Origin of the sequence: Burkholderia arboris (assembly GCF_902499125.1) — a bacterium.
Classification (GTDB): domain Bacteria; phylum Pseudomonadota; class Gammaproteobacteria; order Burkholderiales; family Burkholderiaceae; genus Burkholderia; species Burkholderia arboris.
Map to the genome: position 1 here is coordinate 134440 of NZ_CABVPX010000016.1, position 21055 is coordinate 155494.

General features: G+C 67.6%; 19 protein-coding genes. 10 read left to right on the plus strand and 9 right to left on the minus strand.

The window, feature by feature from the left end; translation table 11 throughout:
• Positions 1–58: 58 nt before the first annotated feature.
• Positions 59–361: a DUF883 family protein gene (locus BLA15945_RS20435; protein ID WP_006494044.1), complete on the minus strand. Its 303-nt coding sequence runs from the start codon at positions 359–361 to the stop codon at positions 59–61.
• Positions 362–679: 318 nt separating this feature from the next.
• Here BLA15945_RS20435 and BLA15945_RS20440 point away from each other — a divergent pair, with 318 nt between their 5' ends.
• Positions 680–1318, plus strand: a complete 639-nt coding sequence (locus tag BLA15945_RS20440; RefSeq protein WP_034187217.1) for a peroxiredoxin — start codon at positions 680–682, stop codon at positions 1316–1318.
• A gap of 122 nt (positions 1319–1440) precedes the next feature.
• Here BLA15945_RS20440 and BLA15945_RS20445 read toward each other — a convergent pair whose 3' ends face one another.
• The gene (locus tag BLA15945_RS20445) at positions 1441–2628 is read right to left on the minus strand and encodes an acyl-CoA dehydrogenase (RefSeq protein WP_174993244.1); all 1188 of its coding nucleotides are present in this window, start codon (positions 2626–2628) and stop codon (positions 1441–1443) included.
• A 115-nt stretch (positions 2629–2743) separates the two neighbouring features.
• On the opposite strand from BLA15945_RS20445, the gene BLA15945_RS20450 reads away from it, so the two are divergent.
• Positions 2744–3535 carry an IclR family transcriptional regulator gene (locus BLA15945_RS20450; RefSeq protein ID WP_059235899.1) on the plus strand — a complete coding sequence of 264 codons (792 nt, stop codon included), beginning with the start codon at positions 2744–2746 and terminating at the stop codon, positions 3533–3535.
• Between the two features lie 148 nt (positions 3536–3683).
• Positions 3684–4094, plus strand: coding sequence for a GFA family protein (locus tag BLA15945_RS20455; protein WP_174993245.1), 411 nt, complete (start codon positions 3684–3686; stop codon positions 4092–4094).
• Between the two features lie 132 nt (positions 4095–4226).
• Here the strand turns inward: BLA15945_RS20455 and BLA15945_RS20460 are convergent, their stop codons facing one another.
• The gene (locus BLA15945_RS20460) at positions 4227–5030 is read right to left on the minus strand and encodes an EAL domain-containing protein (protein ID WP_059235895.1); all 804 of its coding nucleotides are present in this window, start codon (positions 5028–5030) and stop codon (positions 4227–4229) included.
• Between the two features lie 352 nt (positions 5031–5382).
• On the opposite strand from BLA15945_RS20460, the gene BLA15945_RS20465 reads away from it, so the two are divergent.
• The 5 genes from BLA15945_RS20465 to fahA are packed head-to-tail and all read left to right on the plus strand — an operon-like array spanning position 5383 to position 11311.
• Complete coding sequence (locus BLA15945_RS20465) at positions 5383–7044, plus strand: FAD-dependent oxidoreductase (RefSeq protein WP_174993246.1); 1662 nt, start codon at positions 5383–5385, stop codon at positions 7042–7044.
• A gap of 27 nt (positions 7045–7071) precedes the next feature.
• Complete coding sequence (locus BLA15945_RS20470; RefSeq protein WP_021157152.1) at positions 7072–7302, plus strand: DUF2783 domain-containing protein; 231 nt, start codon at positions 7072–7074, stop codon at positions 7300–7302.
• The gene (locus BLA15945_RS20475; protein ID WP_059235887.1) at positions 7299–8660 is read left to right on the plus strand and encodes an MFS transporter; all 1362 of its coding nucleotides are present in this window, start codon (positions 7299–7301) and stop codon (positions 8658–8660) included. The genes BLA15945_RS20470 and BLA15945_RS20475 overlap by 4 nt, the downstream gene beginning before the upstream one ends.
• Positions 8661–8675: 15 nt before the next feature.
• On the plus strand, positions 8676–10010 hold the full coding sequence (gene hmgA, locus BLA15945_RS20480; protein ID WP_174993247.1) for a homogentisate 1,2-dioxygenase: 1335 nt from the start codon (positions 8676–8678) through the stop codon (positions 10008–10010).
• Complete coding sequence (gene fahA / locus BLA15945_RS20485; RefSeq protein ID WP_174993248.1) at positions 10007–11311, plus strand: fumarylacetoacetase; 1305 nt, start codon at positions 10007–10009, stop codon at positions 11309–11311. Before hmgA ends, fahA begins: the two co-directional genes overlap by 4 nt.
• Before the next feature lie 95 nt (positions 11312–11406).
• Here the strand turns inward: fahA and BLA15945_RS20490 are convergent, their stop codons facing one another.
• The 5 genes from BLA15945_RS20490 to BLA15945_RS20510 form a co-directional block, all read right to left on the minus strand.
• Positions 11407–12567 (minus strand): MFS transporter, encoded by a 1161-nt coding sequence (locus BLA15945_RS20490; protein ID WP_174993249.1) that lies wholly within the window; start codon positions 12565–12567, stop codon positions 11407–11409.
• Between the two features lie 93 nt (positions 12568–12660).
• A complete protein-coding gene (locus BLA15945_RS20495; RefSeq protein WP_059235879.1) occupies positions 12661–13830 on the minus strand; it encodes an MFS transporter in 1170 nt (389 codons plus the stop codon).
• Between the two features lie 242 nt (positions 13831–14072).
• Entirely contained in the window at positions 14073–14822 is a 750-nt protein-coding gene (bluB, locus tag BLA15945_RS20500; RefSeq protein ID WP_174993250.1) for a 5,6-dimethylbenzimidazole synthase, read from the minus strand.
• Between the two features lie 172 nt (positions 14823–14994).
• The gene (locus tag BLA15945_RS20505) at positions 14995–15993 is read right to left on the minus strand and encodes a 2-hydroxyacid dehydrogenase (RefSeq protein WP_059235876.1); all 999 of its coding nucleotides are present in this window, start codon (positions 15991–15993) and stop codon (positions 14995–14997) included.
• 30 nt (positions 15994–16023) lie between these two features.
• On the minus strand, positions 16024–17007 hold the full coding sequence (locus BLA15945_RS20510) for a LysR family transcriptional regulator (protein WP_059235873.1): 984 nt from the start codon (positions 17005–17007) through the stop codon (positions 16024–16026).
• Between the two features lie 750 nt (positions 17008–17757).
• Here BLA15945_RS20510 and BLA15945_RS20515 point away from each other — a divergent pair.
• Positions 17758–18969, plus strand: a complete 1212-nt coding sequence (locus tag BLA15945_RS20515) for a pyridoxal-phosphate-dependent aminotransferase family protein (RefSeq protein ID WP_059235871.1) — start codon at positions 17758–17760, stop codon at positions 18967–18969.
• A 27-nt stretch (positions 18970–18996) separates the two neighbouring features.
• Here BLA15945_RS20515 and BLA15945_RS20520 read toward each other — a convergent pair whose 3' ends face one another.
• On the minus strand, positions 18997–19932 hold the full coding sequence (locus tag BLA15945_RS20520; protein WP_059235869.1) for an AraC family transcriptional regulator: 936 nt from the start codon (positions 19930–19932) through the stop codon (positions 18997–18999).
• Positions 19933–20066: 134 nt separating this feature from the next.
• Between BLA15945_RS20520 and BLA15945_RS20525 the strand changes: the two genes are divergently transcribed.
• A complete protein-coding gene (locus BLA15945_RS20525) occupies positions 20067–20957 on the plus strand; it encodes a DMT family transporter (protein ID WP_059235867.1) in 891 nt (296 codons plus the stop codon).
• Positions 20958–21055 lie beyond the last annotated feature (98 nt).

Below are 21055 nucleotides of genomic sequence, written 5' to 3' on the forward strand. Positions count from 1 at the left end.
GCTTCGACGCCCGCGGGCCGCATGACGCGGCCCGCGGGACGAAACGGCGCAGAGCGCGTTACTTGCGGTTGATCAGCAGGCCGATCAGCACGCCGACGCCGGCGGCCACGCCGATCGACGTCCACGGGTGCTCGTGCACATAATCGTCGGTCGCGCGTGCGGCCTTCTTGCCTTTCTCGACCACCACGACCTGGACGTCGGCTGCCTTTTCCTTGGCCTGCTTCAGGCGCGACATGGCCTTCTCGCGCAGTTCGGCCGCACGGTCGCCCGTGCTGCTCGCTGCTTGCTTGAGCAGGTCTTCGGCGTCCGACAGAACGGTTTTGATATCCGACATCAGTTTCTCCTTGTTGATTTCCGACATTGCAACTCCCTTCATGCTGTCATGCTGCAGGTTCACATCGTAGCGAAACCCCTGCCTGCTGGCGAGCCGGGAAGACACACGGCGGCAGTGCAAGACTGCATGGTAAACGACTTGTAATCATGAACAGAGCCGCAAACCGGGTGAAAAGTTTCCCGTGCGGCCGTCCGACCGGCCCCGACGCCGGGTAAAAATGACAAAAAAGTATGAATATCAAACGGAATAATCGTTCGCACCGCGCATTGCTTCCCGTAAGCTGATGGACTGTCCCGCGCTGTCCAGCGCGCGATTTCAACCAGCATCGTTCGAGGAGGGAACATCATGAGTCTGCGTCTTGGCGACATCGCACCGGATTTCGAGCAGGAATCGAGCCTGGGCACCATCAAGTTTCACGACTGGCTCGGCAACAGCTGGGGCGTCCTGTTTTCCCATCCGGCCGACTACACGCCGGTGTGCACGACCGAACTCGGGCTGACCTCGAAGCTGAAGGGGGAATTCGAGAAACGCAACGTGAAGGTGATCGCGCTGTCGGTCGACGGCGTCGAATCGCACAAGGGCTGGATCAACGACATCAACGAAACGCAGTCGACGGTCGTGGGCTTCCCGATCATCGCCGACGCGGACCGCAAGGTTTCGCAGCTGTACGACATGATCCACCCGAACGCGAACGAAACGCTGACGGTGCGCTCGCTGTTCGTGATCGACCCGAACAAGAAGGTGCGGCTCACGATTACCTATCCGGCCAGCACCGGGCGCAACTTCGACGAAGTGCTGCGCGTGATCGATTCGCTGCAGCTGACCGACAACTACAAGGTCGCGACGCCCGGCAACTGGAAGGACGGCGACGACGTCGTGATCGTGCCGTCGCTGCAGGATCCGGAAGAGCTGAAGAAGCGTTTCCCGAAGGGCTTCAACGCGGTGCGTCCGTATCTGCGCCTGACGCCGCAGCCGAACAAGTAAGCATCGGCTGCCCGGAACCGCGGTTCCGATGAAAAACGGCCCGCCCGGCAGTCATGCCGGGCGGGCCGTTTGTCTGGTGGCGCATGCGCGGCATCGCTGCCGCGTGCATCGCATCCGGATGCTCAGAAGAATGCCTGGATGCCCGTCTGCGCGCGGCCGAGGATCAGCGCGTGGATGTCGTGCGTGCCTTCGTACGTGTTGACCACTTCGAGGTTCACGAGGTGGCGCGCGACGCCGAATTCGTCGGAGATGCCGTTGCCGCCGAGCATGTCGCGCGCGAGGCGGGCGATGTCGAGCGACTTGCCGCACGAATTGCGCTTCATGATCGACGTGATCTCGACGGCCGCCGTGCCTTCGTCCTTCATCCGGCCGAGGCGCAGCACGCCTTGCAGGCCGAGCGTGATTTCGGTCTGCATGTCGGCGAGCTTCTTCTGGATCAGCTGGTTCGCGGCGAGCGGCCGGCCGAACTGCTGGCGGTCGAGCACGTACTGGCGCGCGGTGTGCCAGCAGGACTCGGCGGCGCCGAGCGCACCCCACGCGATCCCGTAGCGTGCCGAGTTCAGGCACGTGAACGGGCCGCGCAGGCCGCTCACGTTCGGCATCAGGTTCTCTTTGGGCACGAACACCTCGTCGAGGACGATCTCGCCGGTGATCGACGCGCGCAGCCCGACCTTGCCGTGGATTGCGGGTGCCGACAGGCCCTTCCAGCCCTTCTCGAGGATGAAGCCGCGGATCGCGTCCTTGCCGTTCTCCTCGAGCTTCGCCCACACGACGAACACGTCGGCGATCGGCGAGTTCGTGATCCACATCTTCGCGCCGGACAGCGAGTAGCCGCCGGGCACCTTCTTCGCGCGCGTGACCATGCTGCCCGGATCGGAGCCGTGGTTCGGCTCGGTCAGGCCGAAGCAGCCGATCCATTCGCCGGTCGCGAGCTTCGGCAGGTATTTCTGCTTCTGCGCGTCCGAGCCGAATTCGTAGATCGGCACCATCACGAGCGACGACTGTACGGACATCATCGACCGGTAGCCCGAATCGACGCGCTCGACTTCGCGCGCGATCAGTCCGTAGCTCACGTAATTGAGGCCGGGGCCGCCGTATTCCTCGGGAATCGTCGGGCCGAGCAGGCCGACTTCGCCCATCTCGCGGAAGATGGCCGCGTCGGTGCGCTCGTGGCGGAACGCTTCGGTGACGCGCGGCGCGAGCTTGTCCTGTGCGTACGCCTGCGCGGCATCGCGCACCATCCGCTCTTCTTCGGTCAGTTGCTGGTCGAGCAGCAGCGGATCGTCCCAATGAAAAGTTGCAGCGGTCATCGTTTCATCTCCTGTTGGTCCGGTCTTCCAGCCGGGCCCCATGCCAAAAGTTCGCTTGACTGTAGTTCCGCTGTGCGGAACAATGTTTTGCAAATCGAACCCAGTGTAGCACCAGATGACACTTTCAACCATCGACGAAACCACGATCGACGAGCGCAAGTTCGTCGTCGCGCTCGCGCGCGGGCTCGACCTGTTGCGCGCATTCCGACCCGGCGAGACGATGCTCGGCAACCGCGACTTCGCGGAGCGCACGGGGCTGCCGAAGGCGACGGTGAACCGGCTCGCGTACACGCTGACCGTGCTCGGCTACCTGCGCTACGACGAGACGCTCGGAAAGTATGCGCTCGACGCCGGCGTGCTGTCGCTCGGCTACGCGCTGCTGTCGGGGGCGGGGACGCTCGACCTGGCGCGGCCGCACATGCAGGCGCTCGCGCGCGAGATCGGCGCGGCCGTGTCGCTCGGCTGCCGCGACGGGCTCGACATGATCTATCTGGAGACGATCCGCAGCGAGACCGCGCTGACGCTCGGGCTCGCGCCCGGTTCGCGGCTGTCGATGTTGACGAGCTCGATGGGGCGGGCGTACCTGGCCGTGCAGCCGGAGGACGTGCGCCGCGCGCTCTATGCGGAACTGCATCGCGCGGCCGGCGGCGCGGCCGACGCCGACGCGCTCGTTGCCGCCGCGCAGCACGCGGTGGCCGAGTTTTCGGCGGGCGGGTGCTGCTATTCGTTCCGCGCGTGGCACATGGACGTGAACGCGGCGGCCGTGCCGTTTCGCGAGCCGCGCGAGGGGCGCTGGCTGATCCTGAGTTGCAGCGGCCCCGCGTCGTCGATGGACGAAACGTACTTTCGCACGCAGGTCGGACCGAAGCTGAAGGCGCTCGCGCAGCGGCTCGGGCAGACGGTCTGAGCATGGCGGCGCGCGGCGGCTGCCGTCGCGCCGCCATCGCTTCGCACGCGGTGTGCGTGGGCACGGGAGAGGGGGCTGCCGCCGTCTCTTGTGCGGCGGCCGAACCGCGCTCATCATCGGTCGCTAGTTCCCGACGACGAGGTTTGCGATGTCTCACCCGGAATCGATGGAGGGCGGATGCGCGTGCGGCGCGGTCCGCTACCGTATTGCCCACGTGCCGACCGATGCGGGCTTCTGCCACTGCCGGCTCTGTCAGCGTACGACTGGCGCGGCGGTCGTCGCATCGGCATCGGTGCCGATCGACGGTTTCGAATATCTGCAGGGCGAGCCGATCGTCTACGCGTCGAGCGCGTGGGGCGAACGGCGTTTCTGCGGCCGTTGCGGCGCGCAGCTCGAATACCGGCGCTCCGATGCGCCGCAGACGGTCGAGATCAATGCCGCGACGCTCGACGAGCGGTCGCGGCTGCGTCCGGCGTGGCATGTCTGGTATCGGGATCGTTTCCCGGGCGTCGAGATCGGCGACGAACTGCCGAAGTACGACGATGACGGGAGACCGTAAACGGTAACCGCCGGTACGGGCGGGCAGGCGCGGGGCAGCCGCGCGCGCCGGTAACACCCTCTTGCGGGCATCACGACATCCGGGCCTGCCTCCGGCGCGCCGCTCCCCGCGCGCGCCTTCCACGCCCGCGGCTCAGGCCGTCACGACCTTCGCGAATACAGGCCCCTGCATGAACCGCACGTCGTGCTGGCGCAGCAGCTCGCACTGCGTCTCGTCGACGACGCCGTCGAAGATCAGCGGAATCCGCACGCGCTGCGCATAGGCGACGAGCGCCTTGACCATCCCGTCGCGCAACGCGATGCCCGCATCCATCTTGATGTAGTCCGGGCGTGCCATGTCCGATTCGACCGCGAGGATGCGGCCCGGGTCGGGCAGCTTGTCCGCGACCTTGAAGCCGTGATGCTGGTAGCTGCGCGTCAGGTAGCCGAGGAACGTCTTGTGGGCGACCGCGACCGCCGGCAGCTCGATCACGATCCGCTCGGCTGGCAGCCCGAAGCGCTGCAGCACCGACGAGAAATGCTTGCCGTGGTCGTACTTCACGCTCTTGAGCAGCCGCTCGTGCACGCGCAGGAACAGCAGCCCGTGGCGCTGTGCGCCGAAGAAATTGATCGCGTGCAGCGCGCGCGACAGGCGGTCGATCGCGACGAGGGTCTGGTCTTCGACGGCCGAATCGACCGGATCGTGCGGCGCGCCCGTGACGAGCGTGACGGCCTGGAAGCCGAGCTCGTCGCCGTAGCGCGCGATCGCATCGGCGAACGACGTCGATTGCGGCGAGCCGGGCATCGTCACGTCGTAGATCGGTTCGTAGGCGCTGGCGAGCGTGCGCTCGGGCAGATTCGCGCACGCGGTGCCGCCTTCGGCCAGCGCGAGGTGTTCCCGCAGATATGGCAGTTGCCCGGCACGGGCGACCAGCTCGGGGATGGTGGGCGGAATCATCGGCGTGAAAAGGAAAAATGGCGGCCGAAAGGGCCGCCTCTTCTCTCGATATTAGCAGCGCGCGCCGCGCTCGGCTTGGCGTTTCGCTCATATGGTTATCCCGTCCCGGGGGCAGTGCCTAGGGTTTACGTTGATTTCACTATTCGTAATTGGTTTTACTATTCGTAAATTCAAGATTTGTCGCCGATCAAGAAATGCGGCAGGCGGGTGCCGCGAGACGGCGCCGTTCGCGAATCAACAGGAAGCAAGGAGCGAGACGTGGCGGTTGACAGGACAGGCGGGCAGGCGCGCCGGCAGGAGACGGAAGGAACGACGGGCGCGCCGGTGCGCGCGCGGCAGGGTTGAGGAGCGGATGGCGACTATGAGCATCGATTACCAGACGCTGAAGTTCGAGTACCGCGCGCGCGCGCACGACGCGGCCATCCACCCGGTGATCGTTGTCGGCGCGGGCCCGGTGGGCCTCGCGGCCGCGATCGACCTCGCGCAGCAGGGCGTGCCCGTCGTGCTGCTCGACGACGACGACACGCTATCGACCGGCTCGCGCGCGATCTGCTTCGCGAAGCGCACGCTCGAGATCTTCGACCGGCTCGGCTGCGGCGAGCGCTTCGTCGACAAGGGCGTGAGCTGGCACGTCGGCAAGGTGTTCCTGCAGGCCGAGCAGCTGTACGCCTTCGACCTGCTGCCCGAGGAAGGGCATGCGCGCCCCGCGTTCATCAACCTGCAGCAGTACTACGTCGAAGGCTATCTGGCCGACCGCGCGTTCGAGCTGCCGAACATCGACATCCGCTGGAAGCACAAGGTGACGGGTATCGCGCAGTCGGCCGAACACGCGGTGCTGACGATCGAGACGCCGGACGGCGTCGCGACGCTGCACGCGCAGTACGTGATCGCGGCCGACGGCTCGCGCAGCCTGATGCGCGCGCTGATGGGCCTCGAAAGCCACGGCCGCACGTTCAAGGATCGCTTCCTGATCGCCGACGTGAAGATGAAGGCGGAGTTTCCGACCGAGCGCTGGTTCTGGTTCGATCCTCCGTTCCACCCGAACCAGTCGGTGCTGCTGCATCGCCAGCCGGACAACGTGTGGCGCATCGACTTCCAGCTTGGCTGGGACGCCGACCCCGTCGTCGAGAAGCAGCCGGAGCGCGTGATTCCGCGCGTGCGTGCGCTGCTCGGGCCGGACGTCGAGTTCGAACTCGAATGGGTGAGCGTCTATACGTTCCGCTGCCAGCGGATGGACACGTTCCGTCACGGCCGCGTGCTGTTCGCGGGCGACTCCGCGCACGGCGTGTCGCCGTTCGGCGCGCGCGGCGCGAACAGCGGCGTGCAGGACGCGGACAACCTCGCGTGGAAGCTGAAGCTCGTGCTCGACGGCGGCTCGGCAGACAGCCTGCTCGACACGTATGCGAGCGAGCGCGAGTTCGCGGCCGACGAGAACATCCGCAACTCGACACGCTCGACCGACTTCATCACGCCGAAGAGTGCGGTGTCGCGCGTGTTCCGCGATGCGACGCTGAAGCTTGCGCGCGACTGCGAGTTCGCGCGCAAGCTCGTGAACAGCGGCCGCCTGTCGGTGCCGGCGGTGCTGGCCGATTCGCCGCTGAACACGCCCGATCGCGGTGCCGACACGTTTGCTGGTGCGATGCGGCCGGGCGCGGCGGCGGCCGATGCGCCGGTACGCGTGCAGGGTGCGTCGGGCTGGCTGCTGCAGCGTCTGCGCGGCGGCTTCACCGGCGTGCTGTTCGGGTTGCCGGGCGATGCGGCTGCGCTCGCCAGGGCCGTCGACGGCCTCGCGCTGCCGGTGCGTCCGGTACTCGTCGTGCCGGCCGGGCACGCGCAGCCGGTGGCCGGCGTCGACGTCGTGGAGGACGTCGACGGATTCGCCGCGCAACGCTACGACGCGCAGCCGGGCACGTTCTACCTGCTGCGCCCCGACCAGCATGTTTGCGCGCGCATGCGCACGCTCGATCGTCAGGCGATTGCCGACGCACTGGCGCGCGCGACCTGCGCACGCTGAATACGACAAAGACACCGGAGACCCGTCATGCCCTCACTCGACACCCGCCCGCGCCTGGCCGACCCCGACGCGTTCTACGAAGCGCTGATCGACATGCATCGCGACCTGTCCGACGCCGACAGCCAGCTCGTCAACGCGAAGCTGATCCTGCTGCTCGCGAACCAGATCGGCGATGCCGACGTGTTGCGCGAAGCGATGGCGCTCGCGCGCCAGGGCGTGACGCCGCCCGTGCACCCGGCCGCCGAGGTGGCGCAATGAGCGCGGCGCCGGCCGACGCGCGCGTGCTCGAAGTCGAGCGCGTGATCGACGAGACCCATCGCCCGGGCTTTCACTGGATGCTGCTCGTGCTGTGCGGGCTGTGCCTCGTGATCGACGGGTTCGATGCGCAGGCGATGGGCTACGTCGCGCCCAGCGTGATCGCCGAATGGGGCGTGCCGAAGCAGGCGCTCGGCCCCGTGTTCAGCGCGAGCCTGTTCGGGATGCTGCTCGGTGCGCTCGGGCTGTCGGTGCTCGCCGACCGGATCGGGCGGCGCCCGGTGCTGATCGGCTCGACGCTGTTCTTCGCGGTGACGATGCTCGCGACGCCGTTTGCGGGTTCGATCCCGGTGCTGATGGCGTTGCGCTTCGTCACGGGGCTCGGCCTCGGCTGCATCATGCCGAACGCGATGGCGCTGGTCGGCGAGTTCAGCCCGGCCGCGCATCGCGTGAAGCGGATGATGATCGTGTCGTGCGGCTTCACGCTCGGCGCGGCGATCGGCGGCTTCATCAGCGCCGCGCTGATTCCGGCATTCGGCTGGCGTTCGGTGTTTTTCGTCGGCGGCGCGGTGCCGCTCGTGCTGACCATCGCGATGGTCGCGCGGCTGCCCGAGTCGCTGCAGTTCCTGGTGCTGAAAGGGCGTGTCGTGCAGGCGCGCGACTGGCTCGCGCGATTCGCGCCGCAAGCCGGCATCGATGCGAACACGCGCATCGTCGTGCGCGAACGCGCGGCGAGCGGCGCACCGGTCGCCGAACTGTTCAGCCACGGCCGCCTGCCGGTCACGCTGCTGCTGTGGGCGATCAGCTTCATGAACCTGATCGATCTGTATTTCCTGTCGAACTGGCTGCCGACCGTGATGCGCGATGCCGGTTATTCGCCGGGCACGGCGGTGATCGTCGGCACGGTGCTGCAAACGGGCGGCGTGGTCGGCACGCTGTCGCTCGGCTGGTTCATCGAACGTTACGGCTTCGTGCGCGTGCTGTTCGTGTGCTTCGCGTGCGCGGCCGTGTCGGTGGGGCTGATCGGTTCGGTCGCGCATGCGCTGCCGTGGCTGCTGGTCGTCGTGTTCGCGGGCGGATTCTGCGTGGTCGGCGGGCAGCCGGCCGTGAACGCGCTCGCGGGCCAGTACTACCCGACGTCGCTGCGCTCGACGGGCATCGGCTGGAGCCTCGGCATCGGCCGGATCGGCTCGGTGCTCGGGCCGCTCGTCGGCGGGCAACTGATTGCGCTCAACTGGTCGAACGGCGCGCTGTTCCATGCGGCCGCGGTGCCCGTGCTGTGCTCGGCGCTGTTCGTCCTCGGGCTCGCCGGTGTGACGCGGCGCAATGGCGTGCAGGCGCCGAATGCCGCGATGAATTGAGGGAGAAAGGAAACGATGACGCTTGACCTGTCGAAACCGGCAACCGCCGGCTACCTGAGCGGTTTCGGGAACGAATTCGCCACCGAGGCACTGCCCGGTGCGTTGCCGCACGGCCGCAACTCGCCGCAGCGCGCGCCGTATGGACTGTACGCGGAGCAACTGTCGGGCACCGCGTTCACCGCGCCGCGCGGCCACAACCGTCGCTCGTGGCTGTACCGCATCCGTCCGGCCGCCGTGCACCGGCCGTTCGAGCCGTACGCGGGCCCGCAGCGGCTCGTGTCGGAATTCGGCGATTCGGCCGACGTGCCGCCGACGCCGCCGAACCAGCTGCGCTGGGATCCGCTGCCAATGCCGGCCGAGCCGACCGATTTCGTCGACGGGCTCGTGACGATGGCCGGTAACGGCTCGGCCGCCGCGATGAACGGCTGCGCGATCCACCTGTATGCGGCGAACCGCTCGATGCAGGACCGCTTCTTCTACAGCGCGGACGGCGAACTGCTGATCGTGCCGCAGCAGGGGCGCCTGTTCATCGCGACCGAATTCGGCCGGGTCGACGTCGAGCCGTTCGAGATCGCGGTGATCCCGCGTGGCGTGCGGTTTGCCGTCACGCTGCCGGACGGCGACGCACGCGGCTACATCTGCGAGAACTTCGGCGCGCAATTGCGCCTGCCGGATCTCGGCCCGATCGGCTCGAACGGTCTCGCGAACCCGCGCGACTTCCTGACGCCGCAGGCCGCGTACGAAGACCGCGAAGGCGCGTTCGAGCTGATCGCGAAGCTGAACGGCCGCCTGTGGCGCGCGGATATCGGCCATTCGCCGCTCGACGTCGTCGCGTGGCACGGCAACTACGCGCCGTACAAATACGACCTGCGCCTGTTCAACACGATCGGCTCGATCAGCTTCGACCATCCCGATCCGTCGATCTTCCTCGTGCTGCAGTCGCAGAGCGACACGCCGGGCGTCGACACGATCGACTTCGTGATCTTCCCGCCGCGCTGGCTCGCGGCCGAGGATACGTTCCGCCCGCCGTGGTTCCACCGCAACGTCGCGAGCGAGTTCATGGGGCTCGTGCACGGCGCGTACGACGCGAAGGCCGAAGGCTTCGTGCCGGGCGGCGCGAGCCTGCACAACTGCATGTCGGGCCACGGGCCCGACGCGGACACGTTCGAGAAGGCGTCCGCGAGCGACACGACGAAGCCGCACAAGGTCGACGCGACGATGGCGTTCATGTTCGAGACCCGCACGCTGATCCGGCCGACGCGCTATGCGCTCGACACCGCGCAGCTGCAGGCCGACTACTTCGAATGCTGGCAAGGCATCAGGAAACACTTCAATCCGGAGCAACGATGAGCGATACCCAAGACTGGCACGCGACGCTCGACCCGGCTCGCAAGAGCTGGGTCGACACCGCGAACGATCCCGCCTGCGATTTCCCGATCCAGAACCTGCCGTTCGGGATCTTCAGCGATGCGAAGCAGGCGGCGCGCCGTGCGGGCGTGGCGCTCGGCGACCAGATCGTCGATCTCGCCGCGCTCGCGCGCGCGGGCCTCGTGACGCTGCCGGCCGGCGCCGACGTGTTCGCCGCGCCGACGCTGAACGCATTCATCGCGCTCGGCCGCGACGCATGGCGCAGCGTGCGCGTGCAACTGTCCGGCCTGTTCTCGCGCGACAACCCGACGCTGCGTGACGATGCGGCGCTGCGCGCGCAGGTGCTCGTCGCACGGCGCGACGCGACCCTGCATCTGCCGGTCGAGATTCCCGGCTACACCGATTTCTATTCGTCGAAGGAGCACGCGACCAACGTCGGCTCGATGTTCCGCGACCCGAAGAATGCGCTGCTGCCGAACTGGTCGGAGATGCCGATCGGCTACAACGGCCGTGCGTCGTCGGTGGTCGTGAGCGGCACGCCAGTGCGGCGCCCGAACGGCCAACTGAAGCTGCCCGACCAGGAGCGCCCGGTGTTCGGCGCATGCCGCAAGCTCGACATCGAACTGGAGACGGGCTTCATCGTCGGGCAGGGCAACGCGCTCGGCGAGCCGATCGCGTGCGAGGACGCGGAAGCGCATATCTTCGGGATGGTGCTGCTGAACGACTGGAGCGCACGCGACATCCAGCAGTGGGAATACGTGCCGCTCGGGCCGTTCAACGCGAAGACCTTCGCGACGACGATCTCGCCGTGGATCGTCACGCTCGACGCGCTCGAACCGTTCCGCACCGCGCAGCCGGAACAGTCGCCGCAGCCGCTCGCGTATCTGCAGCACGCGGGCAGGCATGCATTCGACATCGCGCTCGAAGTGACGCTGCGCGCCGAAGGCGCGGCCGAAGCGACGTCGATCTGCCGGACGAACTTCAAGCACATGTACTGGACGATGGCGCAGCAGCTTGCACATCATACGGTCGCGGGCTGCAACACGCGCGTGGGCGACCTGATGGGTTCGGGCACGATCAGCGGGCCGACGAAGGATTCGTTCGGCAGCCTGCTCGAACTGACGTGGAACGGCAAGGAGCCGGTCGCGCTGAGCGGCGGCGGCAGCCGTGCGTTCATCGAGGACGGTGACGAGCTGACACTCGCCGGGTGGTGCCAGGGCGACGGCTATCGCGTCGGCTTCGGCACGTGTGCCGGCAAGATCCTGCCGGCGCAGAATGCGTAACGCGTCACGCGCGAGACGTCGCGCGTAGCGCACGGTGGCCCGGCAATGCAAAACGGCCCGCATCATGCGGGCCGTTGTCATTTCGTCGATCCGTATCAGACCGCGCGTTGCAACGCGGTGCGGCGTTCCCACAGCGCGGCCGCGACGAACGCCGCGACGCAGGCGACCAGCACGCCGACCAGCGCATTGCTGCCCAGTTGCTCCATCAGCGCGCCTGCGACCAACGGGCCACCGAAGCTCGCGGCGCTCCACGACGCCGACACGAGCGAACTCGCGGTGACGAGTGCCGCGCCACGGAAGCGTTCGCCGCACGCGACGAGCGACAGCGTGTAGATGCTGCCGGCCGCCGCGCCGAGCGCGAACAGCAGCGGCCAGCACAGCCACGGATTCGCGATGACGAACGGCAGCAGCGGCAGGCCGGCCAGCACGATCCAGCCGGCGCCGAGGTGCACGCGTTCGCGGCCGAGCTTGTCCGCGAGCCAGCCGATCGGGAACTGCATCGCGGTATCGCCGAACAGCATGATCGACGCGAGCAGCACGGCGGTCGCGCTCGCGACGCCGTGATCCATCGCGTAGAGCGGCAGCAGCGACAGCGCGAGCGTATCGAACAGCGCGAAGAAGCCGGTGCCGATGATCAGCGCCGGCATGCGCGGCAGGATGTCCAGCCAGCGGCCGTGCGCTTCGTGATGCGCGTCGTCGCCGGCGAGCGGCGCGCGCCGGATCGTCGCAAGCGTCGGCAGCGCGAGCAGGAACAGCGCGCCGCACAGCGCGAAGCGGATGCCCGTCGCACCGGCGATCTGGCTTACGAGGACGGGGCCCGCCATCTGGAACAGCGTGAAATTGGTTGCGTAGATCGCGACGACGCGGCCGCGTGTCGAATCGTCGGCGAGCTGGTTGACCCACGCTTCCCCGATCGTGAACAACAGCATCAGCGCGGCGCCGCACAGCACGCGCAGCACGCCCCACAGGATCAGGTTCGACGTGAACTGCATCAACGCGGTGGCGGCCGCGAGCAGCACGACCGACACGACGATCGCGCGGCGCGAGCCGATGTGCCGCGCAAGCGCGGTGACGAACGGGACGATCGCGAGGCCGCCGAGTGCCTGCGCGGCCGTCAGCATGCCGACGACGTTGGTGCCGTGTCCGGCTTCGGTCAGTGCGAGTGCGGTGAGCGGCAGCGTGGCGCCGGTCCCGAGCCCGACGACCGCGACGCTCAGGATCAGCGCGAGGAAATCGCGATTAAGAATGGCTTTCATCGGCGGGGATGCTACACCGCAGTCCTTGAAAGGTCCATGAAGGCCATCAGGATCGCATGGAGTTGCGTACGCAACGATTGCAACGGGGTTGCATTACACGTACTCGGTCGGCACGGCCACCGGACGGCGTTCGAGCGACGCCGACCACAGCGTGAGCGCGAGCGCCGCGACGGCCATCGCGACGCCGACCCACGGCAGGTTCACGAGCGACACGCCGGAGCCGATCGCCATCCCGCCGAGCCACGCGCCGGTTGCATTGCCGAGGTTGAACGCGCCCTGGTTCAGCGTCGACGCGAGGTTCGGCGCATCGCTCGCGCGATCGACGATCATGATCTGCAGCGGCGGCACGATCGCAAACGCGAGGATGCCCCACACGAAGATCGTCGCGAGCGCGGCGAACGGCACGTGCATCGTGCCCGCGAACAGCGCGAGGACGATGCCGATCAGCGCGAGTGTCGCGATCAGCGACGGCATCCGGCGCCAGTCGGCGAGCTTGCCGCCGAGCGTGCCGCCGACCGTCAGGCCGAGACCGAACAGCAGCAGCACATAGGTGACCTGACGCGGCGAGAAGCCCGTCACGTCCTCGAGGATCGGCGTGATGTACGTGAACACGCTGAACAGGCTCGCGGACGCGAGCACGCTGATGCCGAGCACCATCAGCACCTGCGGGTGCTTCAGCACGCTGAATTCGCGCGTGATGCTGGTGTCGGGCATCGCGAGGTTCTTCGGCAGGCACACCGCGAGCGCGGCGGCCGCGGCGATGCCGATGCCGGTGACGGCCCAGAACGTCGCGCGCCAGCCGAACGCCTGGCCGAGCGCGGTGCCGAGCGGCACGCCGAGCACGTTCGCGAGCGTGAGGCCGGTGAACATCAGCGCGATCGCCTGCGCGCGGCGGTTCGGCGCGACGAGGTTGCTCGCGACGACCGAGCCGATCCCGAAGAACGCGCCGTGACAGAACGCGGTGACGACGCGCGCGGCCATCAGCACCGCGTAGCCCGGCGCGATCGCGCAGAACAGGTTGCCTGCGATGAACAGCCCGATCAGGCCCATCAGCGCGCGCTTGCGCGGCATCTTCGCGGTGACGATCGCGAGGATCGGCGCGCCGATCGTCACACCGAGCGCGTAGCCCGACACGAGCATCCCGGCGGCCGGAATCGACACGCCGAGATCGCGCGCGACATTGGGCAGCAGGCCCATGATCACGAATTCGGTGGTACCGATTCCAAATGCGGCGACGGCAAGGGCGAAAAGAGGTAAGGGCATCGCGGTAGGCTCGGGAAAGATGCCGCTCGAGCCAGGCGCAGGATGCGCGGGACGGGCGGTCGGCAAGGCGAACGACAGCCGCGATTCTACTTCAGTGAAAACCCCTATGCTTGGGGCCAAAACGGTTGTTGCCGCCGTGCGACGCGCCGGCCGGCGGGACGCTCACAGTGTGGGATCCGGCGGCGATTTTCCGCGTTCGACCGCGTTTGGGGGCGGAACGATGGCAGCGGCCGGGCCGTGCGTCAGGCGATGCGTTCGGGTGGCCCGCCGGGCGTCGCGTTCGGCGTGTTGTCCGTTTCGGGATCCGTCGCCGTGTCGCCCGGCGTTGAAAGCGGTCCGGCGCCGTCGAGCGCGGCCGGATCGTCCCAGCCGTTTTCGAACAGGCACGCTTCGATCGGCATCCGCGCGGCCCAGCGTTCCGCTTCGAGCATCGGCTGCGTATAGAACGCGTCGACGTGCCCGACGCACAGCACGGCGATCGGCTTCGCGCCGTCGGGCATCCGCAGCAGCGTGCGCAGCGCATCGACGTCGAACAGCGACACCCAGCCCATCCCGAGCCCTTCCGCGCGCGCCGCGAGCCACATGTTCTGGATCGCGCACGCAGCGGACGCCAGATCCATCTCCGGCAGCGTGCGGCGGCCGAACACGTGGCGCTCGCGGCCGTCGGCGAGCGCGACGACCAGCAGTTCGCCACATTCGCGCACGCCTTCGACCTTCAACCGCATGAATTCGTCCTGGCGTTCGCCGAGCGCGTCGGCGGTCGCGCGGCGCTCGGCGTCGACCAGCGCGTGGATCGCGGCGCGCAGCGCGGGATCGGTGATGCGGATGAAGCGCCACGGCTGCATGAAGCCGACACTCGGTGCGTGGTGCGCCGCGCGCAGCAGGCGCGCGAGCACGGCCGGATCGACGGGCGCCGGCGTGAAGTGGCGCATGTCGCGCCGTTCGAAAATGGCGCGGTAGACGGCGGCGATGTCGGAATCGTCGAAACGCATGAGCGGCAAAGGCAGGGGAGGACGTCGGCGCAACGATATCAGACCGCGCGCCCGAAACGTTGCTTCAGCCGAAACAAAGCACGGAATTGTTGACGAAGGCGAGTGCGGTGCGCAGCAGCGGGCACAAGCAAACGATTGCGGGCGTGCTGCTGACCGTCAAACGTGCCGTTTCTCAGCGGTTTGCCGTCACGGTGTTCTGCGGCGCGCCCGCATGCCACGCCTCGATGTTCAGCAGCGTCGTGTGCGCGATCTCGGCCAGCGCCTCGCGCGTGAAGAACGCCTGGTGCGACGTGACGATCACGTTCGGGAACGTCAGCAGGCGCGCGAGCACGTCGTCCTGCAGCGGCAGGTCGGAGTGATCCTCGAAGAACAGCCCGCTTTCCTCCTCGTACACGTCGAGCCCGAGATGGCCGAGCTGGCCGCTCTTGAGCGCGTCGACCAGCGCTTGCGCATCGACGAGGCCGCCGCGGCCGGTATTGATCAGCATCGCGCCATGCTTCATCCGCGCGAGGGTCCGTTCGTTGATCAGGTGGTGGGTCGACGGCAGCAGCGGGCAGTGCAGGCTGACGATGTCGGCGTGATGCAGCAGCTCGTCGAGTTCGACGTAGCGGGCGCCGAACGCGATCAGTTCGTCGTTGTACGGCGGCACCGAGTGTGCGAGCACGTGCATCCCGAAACCCATCACGATCTTCGCGAACACGCTGCCGATGATGCCGGTGCCGATCACGCCGACGGTCTTGCCGTGCAGGTCGAAGCCGAGCAGGCCGTTCAGCGAGAAGTCGCCTTCGCGGGTGCGGGCGACGGCTCGCGGCAGGCGGCGGTTGAGCGCGAGGATCAGTGCAACGGCGTGCTCGGCGACCGCATGCGGCGAATAGGCGGGCACGCGCACGACCGCGATGCCGAGCCGCTCGGCGGCCGCCAGGTCGACATGGTTGAAGCCGGCCGAGCGCAGCGCGATCAGGCGCGTGCCGCCGTCGGCAAGCCGTTCGAGCACGGCTGCGTCGACGGTGTCGTTGACGAACGGGCAGACGACGTCATAGCCGTGCGCGAGGATCGCGGTTTCCGCGTCGAGGTGCGACGGCTGGAAGTGCAGCCGATAGCCGAACTGCCGGTTGGCGGCGGCAAACGAATCGTCGTCGTACTGCCGGCTGCTGAACAGGATCACGCGCACGCTGCACCTCCGAAGGCTGACGCGCGCAGTTTACTGCAGCCCCGTGACGATGTCGGCACGTTCAGGCCCGCGCGCCGGCCGCAGGAAGCCGTAATCCGTCCGGTCGCGGGCGGTTTGCGCGCTGAAGTGGTCGAGCGCGTGCGCGACGAAACTGCGCGTGCGGGCCGGCACGTACTGGCGGTTCGGATAGACGAGCGACAACTGCGTGTCCGGATCGTCGATCCGGTAGCCGGCCATCAGCCGCACGAGCGTGCCGTTGTTGAGCGCGTCGGCCACGCATGGCTCGGGCAGCACCGCGATGCCGGCGCCGGCCACGGCCGCCGCCTGGACGAGCGCGAGCTGGTTGACCGTGCAGGCCGGGCGTACCGTGACCGAATGCGCGACGCCGTCGTGGCCGACCAGTTGCCACGTGGGCGCGTGCTGGTGCGCCGCGAGCGTGACCCAGTCGTGGCCCGGCAGGTCGTCGGGCTGACGTGGCTCGCCGCGGCGGTCGAGATAGGCGGGTGCCGCGCACGCGACGAACGGGTTCGGCGCGAGTGCATGGCCGATCAGCGTCGGATTGCCGTCGAGCCGGTTGCCGGTGACGATGCCGACGTCGTAGCCGGAATCGAGCACGTCGAGTGGCTCCTCGGCAACGGTCAACTGCACGCGCAGCTCGGGGTAGCGGTGCCGGAAGCTGCTGACAAGCGGCGTCAGCGCCAGCGGCGACAGCAGGCCCGATGCGACGACGCGCAGCGTGCCGGCCGGTTCGCGCACGGCATGTGCGACGGACGATTCGAGGTGGTCGAATTCCTCTAGCAGCGCACGGCAACCTTCGAGGTAGCGCACGCCGGCCTCGGTGAGCGACAGGTTACGCGTGGTGCGGTGGATCAGCCGGGTGTTCAGGTGGCCCTCGAGCATCGCGATCGAACGCGTGACGAGTGCATTGGACACGCCGAGATGGTGCGCCGCGCGCCGGAAGCTTTGCTGCTCGGCGACGCAGACGAATACACGCATGGTCTGAATCTGGTTCATGGCTTGCGTATTTCTGGCCCGGTTGATTGATTTTGATTGTGATTTTCCGCCGCGCAACCTCGAAAGCGCATCGCGCGGCCCCCAGTTCTCCTTCGTATCGAAAAATCCATTTCCGATTCCGCAGACAATTGTTAAATACCGGACCGATATCCGTCAACCTGCGAAAACGGGCGGGTTGCGGAAAATTAAAATCGGGGGTACCGGTTTAACGTTGCGACGCAGCAACGACTCGTCTGGAAAAACCGTCGCGCTATTGGAATATGCGTCGAGATGGCGAATATTTCTTATGTTAATCAATCGGTTGGGGTCGATTTGAGCCGGGTTTTCAGAATAATTAAGGAGTCGATCCCCTAAATACATGCCGCAATAGTGGATGTTTTTTCTACGCCGGATTTTGTGTATCGCATTCCCCTCTGTAATTTTTATCAGGTGGCAGGTCGATTGCGCTCGATGGCTGAATCGGGTTGAACCGGCGGCTTCGACGACTCTTCGTGATATTGACCGAGAAAATCGTGTGTGCAGAACCCGAATGGAACCGTTTCACAACCGGCATGCCGCCTTTTTTCATTCGGAAAGCGCATTGCGCGACGGGTGCGCGGCCGGCTGGCCCGGTCCGGCGACCGGGCCAGCGTCGTGCCGTCCGGACGTACGTGCCTCTTGCGCGAGGCCGCGGAACGCGGAATGATCGATGAGTTCGCTGCGCAGTGCCGCGGGCGTCCGTGCACTTCCTTTCCTCACCTTTTTCCAGCCATGTCCATCGATTACTCGCCGATTCCCTGTCCCGTCGTCGTGCCGCTCGACGCGATCCTGCCCGAAGAACCGCTGCTGATGATGGGGGCCGGCCCGGTTCCGATCCCGGCCGCCGTCGCCAAGGCGAACACGATCGTGATCAACCACCTCGGCGCGACGATGGCGAAGATCATCGAGCAGGTGAAGGAGATGGCGCGCTACGTGTTCCAGACCCGCACGAAATGGGTGCTCGGCGTCGCGGGTCCCGGCTCGGCCGCGATGGAGATGGCGATCTCGAACCTCGCGTGGCGCGGCACGCGCGTGCTGTCGATCCGCAACGGCTTCTTCAGCGCGCGGATGGCCGAGATGGCCACACGCGTCGGCGCCGACGTCGCGACGCTCGAAGTGGCCGACCGTGCGGTCGCGAGCCTCGACGAGATCGCGGACGCGATCGCGCGCGAGCGGCCCGAGATCGTCACGATCGTGCAGGGCGAGACGTCGAACACCGTATGGAACCGCGACCTGCGCGACATCGCGGCGCTCGCGAAGGCGGCCGGCGCACTGGTCGTCGTCGACGCGGTGTGCACGCTGTCGACGATGCCGCTCGAGATGGACGCGTGGGGTATCGACGCGGTGATCACCGGCGGCCAGAAGGGGCTGTCGTCGATCCCGGGCGTATCGCTGATCGCCTTCTCCGACGCGGCGTGGGAGCGCATGAAGCATCGCACCGAGCCGAACGCGCACTGGTGCCTCGACATGGCGCTCGCGGAGAACTTCTGGCACAACGCCGGTTATCACTACACGGCGCCCGTGTCGGGCGTGCTCGCGCTGCACGAGGCGCTGCGGCTCGTCTGCGCGGAGACGCTCGAAAGCCGCTTCGCGCGCCATCTGCGTTGCTCGCTCGCGCTGCAGGCGGGCGTCGAGTCGATGGGGCTCAAGCTGTACGCGCCGAAGGACTGCCGGCTCAATTCGGTGGTCGGGATCGAGACGCCCGAGGGGCTCACGCCCGGAATGGTCTGCGGCCACATCTCGAAGCAGTACCAGGTCGAGATCTCGGGCTCGTTCGGGTTGCCGATCGTGCGGATCGGGCAGATGGGCGAGCAGTGCCGCGAACACAACCTGTTCCGCACGCTGCATGCGTTCGGCCGCACGATGGTCGACCTGAAGGTGCCGGTCGACCTGCCGGCCGGTGTCGCGGCGCTCGAACAGGAGCTGTCCCGGCGCGGCGCGTAAGCGGGAAAGCGAGGAAAGGGGCCGCGCTCAGCGGCCCTGCATCGCGCGCCGGTAGGTATTCGGCGTCGTGCCGTGCGCATCGCGAAAGCGATGGCTGAAGTGGCCGGCGTTCGCGTAGCCGCAGTCGGCCGCGACCTGCGCGAGCGGCAGCGCCGTCGTGCGCAGCAGCTCGCGCGCCCGGGCGAGGCGCTGCTCGGCCACCCAGGCATGCGGCGCGCGGCCGAACGACAGCCGGAACATCCGCGAGAAATGGTATTCGGACAGCGCGGCGACCTCGGCCAGTTCGCCGAGCGTCAGCGGCTGCGTGAGATACGTATCGATATAGTCGCGCACGCGGCGGCGCACGGCCGGCGCGAGCCCGCCGCGGAACGTCGTGTCGGTGCGCGTCGTGCTCTGCCCGCGCAGCAGCAGGCTCAGCACGTCGTGCGCGGTCTCGTTCACGCGCAGCCGCTCGTCGGCATCGTCCCAGCCGTCCAGCGCGAGCGAGCGCAGCAGCGTGGCGACGCGCGCATCCTCGAAATAGGTGCGATCGGCGAGCTTCAGCTCGCGCGGCTCGCGATCGAGTTCGCGGATCGCGCGCTGCGTGAAGTGCTCGGGCAGGAAATACAGGTGGATGAAGTGCATCTCGCCGCGCACCCACCAGCGCGATTCATGGTCGCCCGGCAGCGCGCACAGCAGGCTCGGCGCCCCGTAGCGCGGCACGCGCTGGCGCTCGGTCCGGTAGCCGCCGTCGAGGTAGCACGACAGCGTGTGGTGGCCGGGCTGCTCGTAGACCGTCTCGCTTTCGTCGGTGATCCGCGTCCATTCGGCGATCGCCAGATGGTCGCCGAGCCATGCGAAGCGCTCGAGCGTCGCGTTCGCGTCGGCGAGCGTGCGGCAGACCGACTGCAGGCCGAACGGCAGATCGCCGCCGGCCAGGGCGGCGGCGTGGTCGACGGGCGGGGCGGAGAGGGAGAAGCTCATGATGCGCCGAGTATAAGCGGGGACGCGGCAGCGCGTGCGGCGTCCCCCAAAAGACCGCAATTCCGGACAATCGGCCCGCGCCGCGCGGCGGCATAGTCGGGATCCCGATTCACCCGATTTTCCGGATTGCCGCCATGAACCTGTCGCTTTATTTCGTCACCGTGCTGATCTGGGGCACCACCTGGATCGCGATCAAGTGGCAGCTCGGCTCGGTGCCGCCGCCCGTGTCGATCGCGTGGCGCTTCTGGCTCGCGGCCGTCGTGCTGTTCGCGCTGCTGCGCGTGATGCGCCGGCCGGTGCGCCCGCCGCGCGAAGCGTGGCGTTTTCTCGTCGCGCAGGGCTTCGCGCTGTTCTGCCTGAACTTCCTGTGCTTCTACTATGCGGAGCAGGTCGTGCCGAGCGGGCTCGTCGCGGTGATCTTCTCGACCGCGCCGTTGTTGAACTCGATCAACGGCAGGCTGTTCATGGGGCGCCCGCTGCGGCCGTCGGCGATCGCCGGCGCGCTGCTCGGGCTGACCGGCATCGCGTGCCTGTTCTGGCAGCAAATGGCCGGCCATCTCGACGACCATGCGACCTGGATGGGGCTTGCGATCGCGTTCGCGGGCACGATGTGCTTCTCGATCGGCAACCTGCTGTCGAGCCGGATGCAGTCGATGGGGCTGCACCCGCTCGTGACCAACGGCTGGGCGATGCTGATCGGCGCGGCGATCCTGACCGTCGGCAGCGTGGCGGCCGGGATGCCGTTCACGCTCGACACGAGCCCGCGCTATCTCGGCGCGCTCGTGTATCTGGCCGTGCCGGGTTCGGTGATCGGTTTCACCGCGTACCTGACGCTCGTCGGCCGGATCGGGCCGGAGCGCGCCGCGTACTGCACGGTGTTGTTCCCGATCGTCGCGCTGGCCGTGTCGACGGTGTTCGAGGGCTACCAGTGGTCGCCGCTCGCGGTGGTCGGGCTGCTGCTCGTGGTGGCCGGCAACCTCGTCGCGTTCGACCTGACGCGCCGGCTGTTTCTGCGGACGGCCTGATTGACGCTCGCGTCCGCCGGACCGGCCAACGGATAAAAAAACGCCCGCGCGATGCGGGCGTTTTTTTTGGGGGGGCGGCGCGATGTGCGCGACCGGCT